The sequence below is a fragment of the Parasutterella muris genome (genome assembly GCF_009767915.1).
Classification (GTDB): domain Bacteria; phylum Pseudomonadota; class Gammaproteobacteria; order Burkholderiales; family Burkholderiaceae_F; genus Parasutterella; species Parasutterella muris.
In genome coordinates this window covers 113,774-128,847 of record NZ_WSRP01000001.1, presented here as the reverse complement: position 1 = coordinate 128,847, position 15,074 = coordinate 113,774, and the positions used below count along the sequence as shown (strand labels likewise).

Sequence of the window (15,074 nt, the reverse complement as noted above, 5' to 3'; positions counted from 1 at the left end):
TGAAACGCCTCCACGCCGATGATAGTGAGTTGTATTTCTTGCGAAAGTAGGTAGTCTCCGGGCTCTCCATTCTTAAAGCCTCTTGCTGCGAACGCGGTGAGAGGTTTTATTTTGTCTGTAATGAGGGGTAATAATTTAATCTTCCGAAATTGTTTTTCTATTAATGACCCCGAGTCAAACAGTCGATTCTCTTCAATACGCTCTGTCGTTGGGGCCTTTTTGAGCGTGAATAACTATCCGGAGGTTTTCATCGGAGGAGAATACTCTATGACTAGCACAGAGCATCTCATATCTATTGATTCTAAGATTCAGGAACAAGATTTTCTTGGGTCCGGAGAGATACATCCGGTATTTGTCAAGAATAATCATGGAATTCACTACGTAATTTTCTATAAGAATCATTGGAACCATAATAAGTGCGAAAAGCTTTTTCAAAAACAGTCGGCAGACTTTTCGAGGACAATTCCATTGAATTCGGAAGGAAGTTTCTATCCGAATATCCGGAACTAAAGCAGTACAAAGCGAAACTCATCGGCAGAAAAGTCCTGCTCAGCAAAGACAAGGTATGCGAAGCTCAGCTTGTATTTCAGAAATCCGTACTAAGCGGACCTTCTGCTGCTGACAACGAAGACTATATCGGCTGCAGTGCGGCAGATTCTTATGTGCTGCATGAGATCGCTCAGCAAAATCATTTGGCAGCTGGTCTTGAGGCGATATTCGGCAAGGAAAGAGCCGCTCTTCTTCTTTCTCTTTCGATCTTTTTGGCTTCGAATCCTCAGTCGTCAGTCTTTGAGTTTAAATTTGGCAATTCTCAGGTTAGTGTGTCAGACCGATTGACCGCTGGGCGGCGTCTACAAGTGTTCTTTGAGCAAATCTCTGAGTCGGAGCTCACCGCCTTTCTGAGAAGTCGTCTTCATCACACAAAGCCTGAGTCAATTTATTGGTGTTTTCATACTAAGTCGGTGCTGTCCTACACAGAGCTGAATCGTCTGGCAGCTTCAGGCGGCTGCGGCGGACGCTTCGGATTGTCTCTGCTTAATTTGGTTGGCATGCATCGTTTCAGATGATTCCGGTGAACCTGTCTTCTACCGAGTTCTTGAAGATCATGTGAATGATCCTCTGGCAGCTGCGCAATTGCTTTCGACTGCTTCGGATTTGAGAACTTCTCATATTGACCTGGTTATAGACAGTGTTCTTACATCGCCTTCACAGCTTGATCGTCTATATGAACAGCATATAGGCTTTATATGCGGCTTTAACACCGATGAGAATATCTGTGAGAGCGCAGTAGACAGCTTAGCGCCTCAGCTCTCTTCCGACGGGCCTGACACGTTTCTTGCGGAATACGGAGTACAAGCAAAAACGTTAAAAACTTTCTGGCCGCATAGGGATAAGGAAACTCATAATCCAGAGAACGGTCCTCTTAATTTTCATGTTTATTTGGACCCGCTTCGTGCTGCCTGTGAAAAAGAAATACTGTTAAAAAGGCTAAGAGAGATAAAGGATAAGCTTGAGGAGAAAGTCGTCTTAAAAGACTCTGATAAAGGTTTGGTCAAGCGCTTCTTTATAAAAGATAAGCAAGGATGGCGCTATAGTCCGGAAAAATGGAAGGAAGAAGATCTTACCTTCGGCCTGCAGGTTCTAGCCTCTAACAAGGAGGTTTCAGATGGTAAAGCCCTCGACTTATATCTTCAGCCACTGCTGTCCAAAATAATTTGATTTTAAAACTTGCCATCTGGATTTATCAGGGTTTACGTCTGCCGGAGCCTAAATGGTGAAATCAACCCCCTCTCCAAGAAAATAGACAGCCCTGTGACGATTCCGGAGGACTCTCCCATTCCTGTATATCTGGCTTGTTAAGCCTATGTTCTAGCGATTTACAGGTCATAAGGTTTAACTTGAAGTATCTGGCTAATCTGCAAAACGTCCAGTTATACCTGGAACGGCGCCTCATTAGCTCCAGCAGAAGTATGGCAATGGCAGCTGTCCAAATCTGTGTCATAACTGCGTTCTCTGTTGTCCCTACGAACGATTTAATGACCAGATTCTGTTTTATGCGTTTAAAGAACAATTCAATTTGCCAACGGTCCTTATACAAGTCGGTAACTTCGGGAGCAGTTAACTCCTTGCTGTTGGTGAGGAACTCAAACCAACGATCGGTTTTTTCGCCATACCATTGGACCACTCTGAATCGCATATCTTCGCAATGCTTTCGTGCTTGAGTACCGGTAAAGCTCATCTCGTAGAGTCCCCATTTCTTATCAGGATCCTCTTGTATAAGACCTTTCCTTATAGGTGTATGTACAGCGTTATCTTTAAGGCGAGTTACAAAAGTTACGCCTTTTTCACTGAGCCTTTTAAACAGGCTGTAATCGTTGTAGCCTCGATCCATCACTACGATGGATCCCTTTGGAATATTTTCCAGAATGCTTTTTGCACCTTTAATGTCGCTTACTTTGGCCGGGGTCTCAGCAATGACCTCCGGTAAACATAGGTCGTTGTTCAAAAGCGTATGCAGCTTTATTCCGCCTTTTCTTCTGCGATGGTGCGCCCACTCAAACAAACGCAGACACAAGCTTATTGTCGTTGAATCCAGCGAATAAACGGGCTTTGTAAAATGTTCGCTAAGGCGCCCTTGGATTTCATGACGGAATTAATCCAGTAATACGTGATAGAAGTCCTCGTAAAGCTTGTAAGGACGATTCTGGTTAGCGTGGCTTAAAGTAGAGCGGCAGGCTGCTTTTGCTCCGATATGATTAAGTTTGCCTAGACTCGAAAAAAGACCGTCAGAAATTTCCCTGAGTGAGTCTGCCCCCGTCAGTTGGCAAAAAAGCATTGCAATAAATTGACTCCAACTTGAGAAGCCTTTGGATGCCTTGTCTGACTGATGCTTGTTGACTAAATGTTGAAATTCAAGTTTGCAACCCATTGACTGGACAAGATGCGCAAACATGGATATGGTTGCTCTTTGCATGCCGAATCCTTCGATTTTTTCTTGTTGGGAACTTTAAATTTATCGAAGATTCGGCATCTTTGAATCTAGACGTTCCGAAAAAATTTATTTTGGACAGTAGTGATCTTCAGCAGGAAGTTATTGAAAAAACTTTAATAACCTCAATGAAAAATGTTCCGACCGGTTCATGCTCAATGATGAAAGAGGGTTAGAAGGAAAAGTGTTTGTTTTATTCCTGAGTTTAATCCTCGTAATGAATCTGAAGAGGAGGCTGACGAGGGCCAGAAAATCAGAGAGATCGGACTCAGTATTAAAGTACTTGCCAGACGATACCTCTGAATTTATGAGGGTAGCTCGCGCATATCGAGCGATTGGAGGAGATCGCAGGTTAATGCAGGATAAATTCAGAGAAGCATTGAAATCTTTGCAAATCGACCTTCCTTAAGAACAACGGCGGGATGGGACTAAGAAATTTTGCGCACTTGCAAATTAGAAAAATTTTTGATGTTCCGGTAAATTGCAACGGCGAAGATGCTGCAGTTAATTCCGCAGACAATTAGTTCACGTCAGAGACGCTGTAGCTCAAGCGATTTGTTGAGGGGATAATCTGTTTCAGATAACAAAAAACCCCGCAACGCAATGATCTGCCTTGGGAGGTATCTGTTTTCTGCACCGAACATAATATTCGGGAGAAATGGCGCGCCAGGCAGGAGTCGAACCCACGACCACCTGGTTCGTAGCCAGGTACTCTATCCAGCTGAGCTACTGGCGCGCTGTTCGTTTAACAACGAGGTTTGAATTATACATAAAAAAATAATCTTTGCAAGTGGCTTCAATTTTTTTAAGTGCATCGCAGGGCGAGCGTTTGAAAAACCGTAAAATAATTATCTAACTCATTAAAAAGTCGGCAAAATCTGTTGACTTTTTTAAATATAAACGTATAATATATACGTTTATTAAATAAGACTGGGGGTTATCGATGAAGGCTGACGATTCGATCCTTGCGCTCATTCCCAAAGGATGCAGAGTTAATTGGAATGAAAAACAAAAACGGTTTTATGTCTTCAAATCTTCTTACTACTACAGCAAAGAAGCAAAACGTTCCAAAGAAAAAAGAGTGCAAGTAGGTACCGTCGTTGATGGAGTTTTTACCTACGCGAAAAGTTACCTGATGAGTCAAGAGCTCAAATCGTTGAAACGCGAGGCCGCGGAAACAAAAACAACTGTAGTAGAAAAGCCCCGTAAACTTGTTGATTCCGAAATAACAGACCTTCGTCAGAAGGGCAAGGTACAGTACCCTCTTGCCTATGTTTATTTGGCTGCTCTACTTTGCTCACTTTCCGGCCAGACCAATTGTGTTCAAATCGCAGACTATTGGAAAAATAACCGTCCTGCCCTCGAGTCAATCTTTGAAGACTTCCCAAAACAAGATATTTCTTATGACACGGTTCGCCGCCTTCTAATGCTTATTGATCCGGATCAGTTCCAAAGCTTCTATAGCAAACTGGTTAAGCCGCTCTTGCATAAATTTACCTCTAGGGTTGTTGCGGTTGACGGGCAGGCAGTTCGGGCCTCAAAAAACTCGACACAAAAGAACGGCAAGTACATTCTTACTTTCTACGATACGGATAATGGAATAGCTCTTGGACAAAAACTAATCGGAGAAAAACATAACGAAATAACCTACGCCGCCGACATGGTTGAAGGATTAGATTTAAGAGGCAGCATTGTCACGGCCGATGCTCTTCATACTCAAGAGAAATTTGCGGCAAAGCTGATTGAACAAGGTGCCGATTACTGCTTGGCCGTTAAACAGAACCAAAAAACTCTTTATTACGATATCCAGTTGTGCTTTGTCGATAGATTGGAAACTCGGACTTTAGAGATCGAGAAGATTGAACTGGGACACGGCCGAATAGAGACTCGTCGTATCTCGGTTTCACCGGGTAATACCCTAAAGGCAGATCATTTAAAGAAATGGATCGGCTTAGATGAAGGAACCATAATCAAGGCTACGACGGAGATTGTTGACAAAACAACCGGTCAAATTAGTTCCTTAGACAGGTATTTCATCTGTTCATTAAATTGGTTCAATACACACATTGCCGAACAATGCGCGAGGTCTGTACGGCGTCACTGGGGTATTGAAAATGATTTGCACTATGTCTTAGATGTAGATTTCTTTCAAGACAGAACTCAATGCAAGAACGCAAATTACCTACAAAATCGCACTCTTCTCCATAAATGGGCGCTAGGAGTAATTAGGCAGACGCAGAAAGAGGAAGAAAACAACACGGGTAAAACAGCAAAGAGTGTTAAGCGGTACATGGCACAATTCAATGCTCCCAGTATCGCTCTCGACGCTTTAACCAGGATTATTGGATAAAAGTTTCATGCGTACGCCCTGAGTGCATTGAAAAATCTCTCACCGATCTAAGCATTTCAAGCGCCTGCTGAGAGGAATCAGACTATGATTTTGAAAACGGAGGAATTTATGGACAACAACATCTTATTTGGACGTACAGGTGCTGACGAAGGCTTCAAGGACGAAATCCTTCTGACAAACATGTCAAACCGTCACGGCTGCATCACCGGCGCAACAGGTACCGGTAAAACCGTTTCTCTTCAGGTGCTGGCTGAAGCATTCTCCAAGAAGGGCGTTCCGGTGTTCCTTGCCGATATCAAAGGCGATCTTTCTGGTATTGCCAGAGAGGCAGTCATTTCGGATAAGCTGCGGCAGCGGCTGGAAAAGCGCCATTTGGATGTACCCGTACCGGTCGCCTGCCCTGTAACCTTTTGGGATGTCTTCGGTGAGCAGGGCTTTCCGGTGCGAGCGACGATCAGCGATATGGGGCCCTTGCTCTTATCTCGTCTGCTGGGACTTAACGATACTCAGGAGGGCGTTTTAAACGCCGTATTTGCGATTGCTGACGACAACGGACTCCTTCTGCTGGACCTAAAAGATCTGCGCTCTATGCTTCAGTTCGTCGGGGAGAATGCGGCTCAGTTCAAAACCAAGTACGGCAATATCTCCGCCGCATCAATAGGAGCGATTCAAAGAGGCCTCCTGACTTTTGAAAAGCAGGGCGCTGATAAGTTCTTCGGCGAACCGATGCTTGATATCCACGACTTAATGCAGACAGTGGACGGTAAAGGAGTTGTGAATATTCTGGCAGCAGATAAGCTGATGCAATCTCCGAAGCTTTATGCAACATTCCTTTTGTGGATCTTAAGCGAACTTTACGAAAACCTGCCCGAGGTCGGAGATCTGGATAAACCGAAGTTGGTATTTTTCTTTGACGAAGCGCACATGCTCTTTAATGATGCGCCTCAGGTGCTGACCGATAAGGTTGAACAGGTTGTTCGCCTGGTGCGTTCTAAGGGTGTAGGCGTCTTTTTTGTGACGCAGAGCCCTGCAGATATCCCCGAGAAGATCCTTGGTCAGTTGGGCAACCGTGTTCAGCATGCGCTGCGCGCATTTACACCTAGAGATCAAAAAGCGGTGAAAGCTGTTGCGGAAACAATGAGGCCTAATCCAAATATCAACATTGCTCAGGCAATTCAGGAGTTGGGTGTGGGAGAAGCTTTGGTAAGCTTTTTGGATGCTTCCGGCACACCGGGAATTACTCAGAGAGTTTGGGTAAATGCACCGGGAAGCCAGATCGGACCGATCACGCCGGAAGAACGAAAGGCTTTTATGGATACATCCATTGTGAAAGGGGTCTACGAGAACGCTGTTGATAGAGAAAGCGCGTTTGAAATATTAAGGGATCGAGGAACTCAGGCAGCTTCTGCGGGCAGTACGGCGGCCTCGCCGACAAACGGAACCGGCGCTCCTGACAGCGCAGAAGGAAACGGTGTGACCGATGTCCTGCTCGGTAAGATGAAAGACATACTTCTTGGCTCAACCGGCCCCCGCGGAGGCCATAGAGAAGGAATACTTGAGAAGGTAGTTCGCCAAAGCGGTGAACGGATGCTTAGAGGTATTCTTGGTTCACTTTTGAAAAAGTAAGTCGCAAAACCGATGCACAGGCGGCCTTAAATAGGCCGCTTAACTTTTATCCGTTTGAAAAGGACAGAGCCGAAGAGAGACGCTTCGGCTTGAGCCCGGAAGGACTTCCGGGCCGCGGATTGGATTCTGTAGATACAAAAAAAGCAAGCATTAGGCTCGCAAAAAATTGGAGCGGGAGACGAGTCTCGAACTCGCGACCTCAACCTTGGCAAGGTTGCGCTCTACCAACTGAGCTACTCCCGCATTCATCGCTGATCAACAACGAAGACCGAATTGTACACTAATTTTTTGTTTTTGTGGAGCGGGAGACGAGTCTCGAACTCGCGACCTCAACCTTGGCAAGGTTGCGCTCTACCAACTGAGCTACTCCCGCATTCATCGCTGATCAACAACGAAGACCGAATTGTACACTAATTTTTTGTTTTTGTGGAGCGGGAGACGAGTCTCGAACTCGCGACCTCAACCTTGGCAAGGTTGCGCTCTACCAACTGAGCTACTCCCGCATTCACTGGAGGCGCGAAGCGGAGTCGAACCGCTCTAAACGGATTTGCAATCCGCTGCATAGCCGCTTTGCTATCGCGCCAACAAAAATTATTGGAGCGGGAGACGAGTCTCGAACTCGCGACCTCAACCTTGGCAAGGTTGCGCTCTACCAACTGAGCTACTCCCGCGACAGGAGTTGAACTATACAGGTGGATTTCTATGTTGTCAAACGACACCCGCAAATTTTTTTGAATTTGCAGAAAAAGGAAGTAAAAGAATGTAGCAGACACTGCGAATCGCCCGAGTAATTAGGCAATATCTCACTTGTTTTGAGTGTATTTGTAATGAATATCAATCCAAAGTTATAAATCACTTCAAGTTAGTCTGAAAATTATATGGGAAAACATTAAGTTATATTCCATTTATTGTCTTTAAGAATTACTGCATAACAGAGAATTTTTTGCAATAATCTGAATATAGAGATGGAGTTTTAAAAATACTATGGCACTGAAGGTCTTTAATTTCGCCTGCGTTAACGGCCATACATTCGAAGCAATGGTCGGTAGTGAAGAAGACTTTGAAAAGCAGAAAAAGGCCGGCTTGTTTACCTGTCCTGTCTGCGGGTCTTCAGAGGTGAAGCGCGCCCTCTCTGCGCCGCACGTGAAAACTCAGGCCGCCGATGAAGTGAAAAACAGTGAGTCGTTGGATAGTCTCAGCGATCTTTTTAAGGCCATTCACAAAATCTTGGACGACAGCGAATATGTCGGAGATAAATTTGCTGACGAAGCGCTTGCTATTAAAAGAGGAGAGGCCGAGGAAAGAGTGATTTCTGGTACGGCCTCTCAGGAAGAAGTGGAGCAATTGAGAGAAGAGGGCGTTGACGTGCTTCAGGTTCCCGTCGTGCCCAAAAATAAAGTTAACTGATGTCTTGAAGTTGCTCGGATAAATCGAGCCATTTGGCTTCAAGTTCATCAATCTCGGCAGAAAGCTCTCCGTGCTTTTTCAGACAGACTGCAACTTCATCTTGGTTGCCCTGATAGAAATCTGTGTCCGCAAGCTTTGCATCAAGAGTTTTCTTTTCTGCAGAAAGCTTTTCGAGCTTCTTCTCAACTTTTTCAAGCTCTTTTTTAATGGGTCTGGACAGAGCCGCGATTCTTTGCCTTTCCTGCGCGTCGTTTCTGCGCTGTTCTTTACGGCTGACTACAGCTTTCTCTTCCGGTTTGCCGGCGTTCTTCTTCTCCTGTTTGTCACGCAGAACAAATTCCGCATAGTCATCCAGGTCGCCATGGAACTCCGTCAGCGCCCCGTCATGAACCAGCCACAGCTCGTCGCAGCAGGCGCGAAGCAAATGGCGGTCATGTGAAACCAAAAGCACAGCTCCGCCGTAGGAAGAGAGCGCTTCAGTGAGCGCGTCTCTCGTCGCCATGTCCAGGTGGTTTGTCGGTTCGTCAAAAACCAAAAGGTTCGGCTTTGACCAAGACAAAAGCGCAAGAGAAAGACGCGCTTTCTCGCCTCCGGACATCGGGCCGACCAGGGCCGTTGCCATCTCACCGGAAAACTTGAAGCCTCCGAGATAATCACGAAGCTCTTGTTCTCGTGTATTGGGCGGAGCGACGCGAGCTAAATGCTGAAGCGCGGTTTCATCATCCCGAAGATCGTCAAGCTGATGCTGCGCGAAATAGCCGATGATGAGGCCGTTGCCGTAGCGAATTTCACCGGAGAGCGGCTTGAGCGCGCCGATGAGCGTTTTAATGAGGGTTGATTTACCCGCACCGTTGACACCTAAGACTCCGATGCGAGCGCCTGCTGAAATCACACACTTAACGTTCGTCAGAATCTTTTTGTCGGGATATCCGCAGTCAAGCTCCTCTGCGTGAATCAGGTGCTGAGGAATCTTCTCCGGTTCACGAAAATGAAAGGACCACTGGTAGGTGGAATGAAGAGGAGCGACCTTCTTCAGTTTTTCAAGCATCTTGATGCGGGACTGAGCCTGCTTGGCTTTGGTCGCTTTGTAGCGGAATCGATCAATGTAGGCCTGCAGGTGAGAAGCCGTGGCTTCATAAGCCTTTGCCGCAGCTTGCTGAAGCTTGATTTTTTCAGCTCTTGCGAGCTCATACTGACTGAAATTTCCGGAATAACGATTGATGGTTCCGTCTTCAATAGCCCAGATTGTTCTGGAAACACTGTCAAGAAACTCTCGGTCATGCGAAATCACAATGACTGTCGAATGAATGTGCTTCAGAAAGTTCTCCAGCCAAATGACGGAATCGATATCCAAATGGTTGGTCGGTTCGTCAAGAAGCAGCAAATCCGAGGGTTTCATCAGCGCTCGAGCTAATGCCAGTCGGTTGCGCCATCCGCCCGAAAATTCGGAGACCTTTCTTTGGGAGTCAGACGGCTTAAAACCAAGACCGCAGAGAATCTCTTCGGCTTCAGCAACGACCGCGCCTTCATTAATTTCCGCAAGCTGAGAAAGTGCGGTCGCATAAGCGATGTCATCAGAAGACTCTTCCGCCTTCTTCAGAGCCGCTTTGGCTTCCATCAGCGGCTGATGACCTCCCAGGACAAACTGCAGAGCCTGAGAGTCAGTTTCTAAAATGCGCTGAGCGACATGACTGATTCGAATGGGAGCTGGCGCGAGGATGTCACCGTCCTCGGGCGAGAGCTCTGAGAGGATAGCGGCAAACAGCGTCGATTTTCCGGAGCCGTTTGGACCGACCAAACCGACTCTTTCTCCGTCGGAAGCCGTTAAATTAACACCTTTGTAAAGGACTCTGACTCCGCGAGTCAGAGATAAATTCTGTAGTTTCAGCATTACGGAACTTGTTCTTTTTTAATGAGAAAGACTTGTTCGTCTCCTCCCGATGTTTTGATCCATTGCACGGGAAGATCAGGGAAGCGGGCTTTAAAGAAGTCCGAATTGTCCCCAAGCTCAATAATGAGGACGCCATTATCGCAGAGGTGCTCTTTGGCCTGATCCATGATCTTTTGGATGACATCCATTCCGTCTTCTCCCGCTTCAAGCGCAAGCGCGGGCTCGTGACAGTATTCGGCCGGCAGACTTTCCATCGCGCTCTGTGTCACATAGGGCGGGTTGGAAATAATGAGATCGTATTTGGCTCCCTGCAGCCCGCTGAATACATCGCTTTGCATCGGGAAGACGCGGTTTTCCAATCCATACTCTTCAATATTGATCTGAGCGACCTCCAAGGCGTCCGGGCTAATGTCTGCGGCGTCAACTTCGGCATTGGGAAAAAGATCGGCAAGCATGATGGCAAGACATCCGGAGCCGGTGCACAGATCCAAAACATGCTTGACATTGAGCGGATCTTCCACAATTCCTTCAAATCGATCTTCGATCATTTCGGCGATAAAGCTCCGTGGAATCAATACGCGTTCATCCACGTAGAACCGGTAGCCGACTAACCACCATTCGTGGACAATGTAAGCGGTAGGCTCCAAATCATCACATCTTCTGGAGATGTTGTTCAGAAGCATCTCGCGCTCATTGCTCGTCAGAGAAGCGTCTAAAAACTTCTGTTCATACTCCAGCGGAATATGCAGCGAACGCAGCACAAGAAAAGACGCTTCCTGAATGGGATCGTCATATCCGTGACTGAATGTGGCCTCAGACTCGAAAAGGCGGGTCGACGCATAGCGAATGAAATCGCGTATGGTGGTCAGCGAAGATGTTTTATCACTCATGAGTTTGGTCCAAAAATATATTTCTCAGTGTTTGATAGTAAATTTCCGCTAAATCGGAAATTTGAGAAAGTTCGACACGTTCGTCAATTTTATGGATTCTGTCGTTCGTGGGACCGAATTCAACTATATCCGGGCACCAATTTTTCACAAAACGTCCGTCGCTGGTTCCGCCGGAAGTCGACAGCACCGGCTCAATACCGGTAACGGCGGTAATCGCTTTAGAGAGTCTGCTGGTCAGGAATGTGCCCTGAGCAAAAAACGGTTCCGCGCTTTCCTGCCACGCGACGGAATAGTCAAGACCAAGTCCGCGGCAGATGGATTCGATCTTTTCTTCTAAAGATTTGGCCGTGTGCGCAGGGTTGTAGCGAATGTTAAACGTGATTTCGCAGACGGGCGGGACCACGTTGACCGCTCCCGTGCCCGCGTGAATGTTGCTGATTTGGAACGACGTCGGAGGGAAAGGTCCGAAGCCTTCATCCCAAACTTCTGAAGAAAGACGGCTGATGAGCGGACCGACCATATGAATCGGATTTTTAACTTTTTCCGGATAGGCGACATGCCCTTGGATACCCTTCAGGATCAGTTTTCCGTTGAGAGAGCCTCTTCGACCGTTTTTTATGGTGTCTCCGAGTTTTACCGAGCAGCTCGGCTCTCCCACGATGCAGCACATCGGTGCTTCTTCCGTCTTCATCAGCGCTTCAAGCGCGAATTTGGTTCCGTCACGCCCGTCACCTTCCTCGTCCGAGGTGATTAGAAAGGAGATGCTTCCGTTAAAGTTCGGATACTCTAGGACAAAGCGGCAGGCGGCAGCAGTAAATGCGGCGTCCGATGTTTTCATATCCTGCGCGCCGCGGCCGTACAGATATCCTTCGGATTCCGTCGGCTCAAAGGGCGGGAATTTCCAAGGGGCGCTTCCTGCAGGAACGACATCGACATGACCGCAAAACAAAATGGACGGCTGAGAAGCGCCGATTTTGGCCCAAAGGTTTTTCGTTTCGCCTCGGTTGATTTCTCGGCATTGGAAACCGGCATCCGTGAGCGCTTTTGTGAGAATGTCCAGGCAGCCGGCGTCAGACGGCGTGACCGAGGGGCATTGAATCAGAGATTTGGTTAAGGAGATGGCGTCGTAAGACATAAGTGTGCAGGTAAGCGAAAAGGCAGCCGAAGCTGCCTTTCGTTAATGAAAATTATGAACGCAGCAGTTCGTTGATGCTGGTCTTGGAGCGTGTCTTTTCGTCAACGCGTTTGACGATCACGGCGCAGTTCAGGTTGTACTTGCCGTCTTTAGAGGGAAGACTTCCCGGGACGACAACAGAGCCTGAGGGAACTCTGCCGCGGAAGATTTCACCGGTGGTGCGGTCGTAAATCTTCGTGCTTTGTCCGATGAAAACACCCATTGAAATAACAGAGTTGGCTTCCACGACGACGCCTTCAACAATTTCGCTGCGCGCGCCGATAAAGCAGTTGTCCTCAATGATGGTAGGACCGGCCTGAAGCGGCTCGAGAACGCCGCCGATGCCGACACCGCCGGAGAGGTGGCAGTTCTTGCCGACCTGAGCGCAGGAGCCTACGGTCGACCAGGTGTCAACCATGGTGTTTTCGCCGATGTGCGCGCCGATGTTGACAAAACTCGGCATCAGAACGACACCCGGTGCAATATAGGAGCCCTGGCGGACAACAGCTCCCGGAACACAGCGGATACCGGTTTTTGCCCAGTCGTCCGCGCTGAAGTCTTGGAAGCGAAGCGGGACCTTGTCGTAGAAACTCATGTCTCCTGCACGCATAATGCGGTTCGGATTAATTCTGAAACTGAGAAGAACCGCTTTTTTGATCCACTGATGAGTAACCCATTCGCCGTCGATTTTTTCGGCGACGCGGAGTTCTCCGGATTCAAGCTTGCGGATGACTTCATCGACCGAGTTGGTCACCTCGGGCGGAAGGTGCTCCGGCTTGAGTTCAAAAGCGTTTTCAATCATTTGCTGCAGCGCTAACATTTATCTTTCCTTTATTTAGGGTTAAATTCTGAAATTCTCCTTGCGGCTTCCTTAACCTCGGGAACAGTTGCGACAAGGGCGATACGGATGTAGCCGCGCCCCGGATTCAGGCCGCCGCAGTCCCGACTGAGGAAACTTCCGGGCAGAACCGTAATCGCCTTTTCTTCGTAGAGGCGTTTGGCGTACTCCTGATCATCGATCGGAGTTTTAGCCCAGAGATAAAAACTTGCATCCGGCATAGAAATTCCGAGTGTCTTAGACATCAGCGGAACCGCTGCCGCGAATTTTTCTTTATAAAGCCGTCTGCTTTCACGCACATGTTCTTCATCGTTCCATGCGGCAATGCTTGCCTGCTGAATCGGACCGCTCATTGCGCATCCGTGATAAGTGCGGTAAAGAAGGTAGGGTTTGATCAGAGCTGCGTCTCCGGCGACAAATCCCGTACGCATGCCCGGAATATTGGATCGTTTGGAGAGGCTCGAGAAGACAATCAGGCGCTCGAAATTATCGCGGCCAAGCAGCTTGGCAGCTTCAAGCGCACCCAGAGGCGGCTTTTCTTCATCAAAATAAATTTCGGAATAGCATTCATCGCTTCCGATCACAAAGCCGTATTTGTCGGAATAGCTGAAGAGTTTCTTCCAATCTTCTAAATTCAAAACCTTTCCGGTCGGATTGCTCGGACTGCAGACAAAAACCAGCTGAGTATTGCGAAGAACTTCTTCCGGGACTGAGTCAAGGTCCATCGCGAAGTTATTCTCAGCGGTCTGAGGACAGTAGTAAGGCGTTGCGCCGGCCATCAGAGACGCACCTTCATAAATCTGGTAGAAGGGGCAGGGGAGAATAACAAACGGACTTTTAGTGCGGTCGATATAGGCCTGTGTAAAAGAAAACAAGGCTTCGCGCGAACCGTTGGTCGGAAGAATCTGCGTCAGCGGGTCGGTCTTTACGCCATAGCGGCGGAAAATCCAATCAGAGATTGCAGTTCTGAGTTCAAGCGCGCCGGTCGTGGCGGGATACTTCTCAAAAAGCTTGGAACTGTCGAAAAGAGCCCGGATTACAGCTTCCGGCGCGGCGTGCTTAGGCTCGCCGATAGAAAGGGAAATATGTTCAATGCCGTCAGGCAGCTTCGAATCGGAGAGGAGCGCTCTAAGACGTGTAAAGGGATAAGGTTTTGTAAGCGATAGATCTGGATTCATTATTTTGTATTCCGAAATCAAACTTGATTTTTGATTTTATCAGCACGATTCCCAAAACACTCTTCCGTACACCATAAAAACCTGTGAATACAGGACGGATAGAAAAAAAGCCCGACTTGTGCCGAGCTTTTTTGAACTTCCTCACAGATTAGCCGCGGGTCGGATCGTTGGTTTCGAATTCAGGCAGTTCCACCGGAGCGACAGGTACCCAGCCCTCTTTGCGGTGTTCAACGACAACGGTTGTATAAATGCCGCCGCGGACCCACCATTTTGCTTTCAGACGCATGTAGCGCGGCTTCAGAGCCTCGACGAGATCGTCCAGAATTTTGTTGGTGATGGCTTCATGGAAGGCGCCTTCCTGACGATAGCTCCACATATAGAGCTTGAGCGCCTTCAGTTCAACGTTTTTCTGATCAGGAATGTAGTCAAGAAGCAGAGTCGCGAAATCGGGCTGACCGGTAAGGGGGCAAAGCGAAGTGAATTCCGGGATTTCAATGTGGATCAGGTAGTCGCGATTGGGCTGCGGGTTTGGGAAAGTTTCCAAATTTTTAGTGGGTCTTGTAGACATTTACGAATATTTACCTAAAAAATAATGATATTTTCTGTCAAAAAGACGGAATGATTCTTGAAGGTCAAAAATGTTATCACAGTGCGATGGCCGGCAAACCCGTATCGGGATATTGCAATATCTTGTAAAGAAACAGTTTTCTTCATTAAGGATCAACCTCAAT

General features: G+C 47.5%; 13 protein-coding genes and 6 tRNA genes. 5 read left to right on the top strand and 14 right to left on the bottom strand.

Annotated features, from left to right (window positions below):
• The first annotated feature begins 416 nt into the window (after positions 1 to 416).
• Together E5987_RS00660 and E5987_RS00655 are read left to right on the top strand one after the other, a co-directional pair.
• Positions 417 to 1,067: a hypothetical protein gene (locus E5987_RS00660; RefSeq protein ID WP_160334150.1), complete on the top strand. Its 651-nt coding sequence runs from the start codon at positions 417 to 419 to the stop codon at positions 1,065 to 1,067.
• Between the two features lie 40 nt (positions 1,068 to 1,107).
• Positions 1,108 to 1,719: a hypothetical protein gene (locus E5987_RS00655; RefSeq protein WP_160334149.1), complete on the top strand. Its 612-nt coding sequence runs from the start codon at positions 1,108 to 1,110 to the stop codon at positions 1,717 to 1,719.
• Between the two features lie 61 nt (positions 1,720 to 1,780).
• Here the strand turns inward: E5987_RS00655 and E5987_RS00650 are convergent, their stop codons facing one another.
• The 3 genes from E5987_RS00650 to E5987_RS00640 all read right to left on the bottom strand — a co-directional run bounded on the left by E5987_RS00650 (position 1,781) and on the right by E5987_RS00640 (position 3,725).
• Positions 1,781 to 2,641 (bottom strand): IS4 family transposase, encoded by an 861-nt coding sequence (locus E5987_RS00650; RefSeq protein WP_160334155.1) that lies wholly within the window; start codon positions 2,639 to 2,641, stop codon positions 1,781 to 1,783.
• Between the two features lie 12 nt (positions 2,642 to 2,653).
• Complete coding sequence (locus E5987_RS00645; RefSeq protein ID WP_160334148.1) at positions 2,654 to 2,974, bottom strand: DUF4372 domain-containing protein; 321 nt, start codon at positions 2,972 to 2,974, stop codon at positions 2,654 to 2,656.
• A gap of 674 nt (positions 2,975 to 3,648) precedes the next feature.
• A tRNA-Arg gene (locus E5987_RS00640) sits at positions 3,649 to 3,725 on the bottom strand.
• A gap of 207 nt (positions 3,726 to 3,932) precedes the next feature.
• Between E5987_RS00640 and E5987_RS00635 the strand changes: the two genes are divergently transcribed.
• Positions 3,933 to 5,339 carry an ISAs1 family transposase gene (locus E5987_RS00635; protein ID WP_160334147.1) on the top strand — a complete coding sequence of 469 codons (1,407 nt, stop codon included), beginning with the start codon at positions 3,933 to 3,935 and terminating at the stop codon, positions 5,337 to 5,339.
• A 108-nt stretch (positions 5,340 to 5,447) separates the two neighbouring features.
• Positions 5,448 to 6,965, top strand: coding sequence for a helicase HerA-like domain-containing protein (locus E5987_RS00630; RefSeq protein ID WP_160334146.1), 1,518 nt, complete (start codon positions 5,448 to 5,450; stop codon positions 6,963 to 6,965).
• Positions 6,966 to 7,132: 167 nt separating this feature from the next.
• Here E5987_RS00630 and E5987_RS00625 read toward each other — a convergent pair.
• The 5 genes from E5987_RS00625 to E5987_RS00605 form a co-directional block, all read right to left on the bottom strand.
• A tRNA-Gly gene (locus E5987_RS00625) sits at positions 7,133 to 7,208 on the bottom strand.
• A 54-nt stretch (positions 7,209 to 7,262) separates the two neighbouring features.
• Positions 7,263 to 7,338, bottom strand: a tRNA-Gly gene (locus E5987_RS00620).
• Positions 7,339 to 7,392: 54 nt separating this feature from the next.
• Positions 7,393 to 7,468: transfer RNA gene (locus E5987_RS00615), tRNA-Gly, on the bottom strand.
• Between the two features lie 6 nt (positions 7,469 to 7,474).
• Positions 7,475 to 7,548, bottom strand: a tRNA-Cys gene (locus E5987_RS00610).
• 12 nt (positions 7,549 to 7,560) lie between these two features.
• Positions 7,561 to 7,636: transfer RNA gene (locus tag E5987_RS00605), tRNA-Gly, on the bottom strand.
• Between the two features lie 313 nt (positions 7,637 to 7,949).
• Between E5987_RS00605 and E5987_RS00600 the strand changes: the two genes are divergently transcribed.
• Positions 7,950 to 8,372, top strand: coding sequence for a DUF1178 family protein (locus E5987_RS00600; protein WP_160334145.1), 423 nt, complete (start codon positions 7,950 to 7,952; stop codon positions 8,370 to 8,372).
• Here E5987_RS00600 and E5987_RS00595 read toward each other — a convergent pair.
• The 6 genes from E5987_RS00595 to queF form a co-directional block, all read right to left on the bottom strand.
• Entirely contained in the window at positions 8,365 to 10,263 is a 1,899-nt protein-coding gene (locus tag E5987_RS00595) for an ABC-F family ATP-binding cassette domain-containing protein (RefSeq protein ID WP_160334144.1), read from the bottom strand. The two genes, E5987_RS00600 and E5987_RS00595, sit on opposite strands and share 8 nt — an antisense overlap.
• On the bottom strand, positions 10,263 to 11,153 hold the full coding sequence (gene prmB / locus E5987_RS00590; RefSeq protein ID WP_160334143.1) for a 50S ribosomal protein L3 N(5)-glutamine methyltransferase: 891 nt from the start codon (positions 11,151 to 11,153) through the stop codon (positions 10,263 to 10,265). Before prmB ends, E5987_RS00595 begins: the two co-directional genes overlap by 1 nt.
• A complete protein-coding gene (dapE, locus tag E5987_RS00585; protein ID WP_160334142.1) occupies positions 11,146 to 12,288 on the bottom strand; it encodes a succinyl-diaminopimelate desuccinylase in 1,143 nt (380 codons plus the stop codon). Before dapE ends, prmB begins: the two co-directional genes overlap by 8 nt.
• A 52-nt stretch (positions 12,289 to 12,340) precedes the next feature.
• Positions 12,341 to 13,147 (bottom strand): 2,3,4,5-tetrahydropyridine-2,6-dicarboxylate N-succinyltransferase, encoded by an 807-nt coding sequence (dapD, locus tag E5987_RS00580; protein ID WP_160334141.1) that lies wholly within the window; start codon positions 13,145 to 13,147, stop codon positions 12,341 to 12,343.
• A gap of 11 nt (positions 13,148 to 13,158) precedes the next feature.
• Positions 13,159 to 14,343, bottom strand: a complete 1,185-nt coding sequence (dapC, locus tag E5987_RS00575; protein WP_160334140.1) for a succinyldiaminopimelate transaminase — start codon at positions 14,341 to 14,343, stop codon at positions 13,159 to 13,161.
• A 148-nt stretch (positions 14,344 to 14,491) separates the two neighbouring features.
• The gene (queF, locus tag E5987_RS00570) at positions 14,492 to 14,911 is read right to left on the bottom strand and encodes a preQ(1) synthase (protein WP_160334139.1); all 420 of its coding nucleotides are present in this window, start codon (positions 14,909 to 14,911) and stop codon (positions 14,492 to 14,494) included.
• Positions 14,912 to 15,074 lie beyond the last annotated feature (163 nt).

Excerpts from the sequence above, each read along its gene's own strand:
- E5987_RS00645 (WP_160334148.1), bottom strand. The coding sequence starts at position 2,974 with ATGCAAAGAGCAACCATATCCATGTTTGCGCATCTTGTCCAGTCAATG.
- E5987_RS00635 (WP_160334147.1), top strand. The coding sequence starts at position 3,933 with ATGAAGGCTGACGATTCGATCCTTGCGCTCATTCCCAAAGGATGCAGA.
- E5987_RS00630 (WP_160334146.1), top strand. The coding sequence starts at position 5,448 with ATGGACAACAACATCTTATTTGGACGTACAGGTGCTGACGAAGGCTTC.
- E5987_RS00600 (WP_160334145.1), top strand. The coding sequence starts at position 7,950 with ATGGCACTGAAGGTCTTTAATTTCGCCTGCGTTAACGGCCATACATTC.
- E5987_RS00595 (WP_160334144.1), bottom strand. The coding sequence starts at position 10,263 with ATGCTGAAACTACAGAATTTATCTCTGACTCGCGGAGTCAGAGTCCTT.
- prmB (WP_160334143.1), bottom strand. The coding sequence starts at position 11,153 with ATGAGTGATAAAACATCTTCGCTGACCACCATACGCGATTTCATTCGC.
- dapE (WP_160334142.1), bottom strand. The coding sequence starts at position 12,288 with ATGTCTTACGACGCCATCTCCTTAACCAAATCTCTGATTCAATGCCCC.
- dapD (WP_160334141.1), bottom strand. The coding sequence starts at position 13,147 with ATGTTAGCGCTGCAGCAAATGATTGAAAACGCTTTTGAACTCAAGCCG.
- dapC (WP_160334140.1), bottom strand. The coding sequence starts at position 14,343 with ATGAATCCAGATCTATCGCTTACAAAACCTTATCCCTTTACACGTCTT.
- queF (WP_160334139.1), bottom strand. The coding sequence starts at position 14,911 with ATGTCTACAAGACCCACTAAAAATTTGGAAACTTTCCCAAACCCGCAG.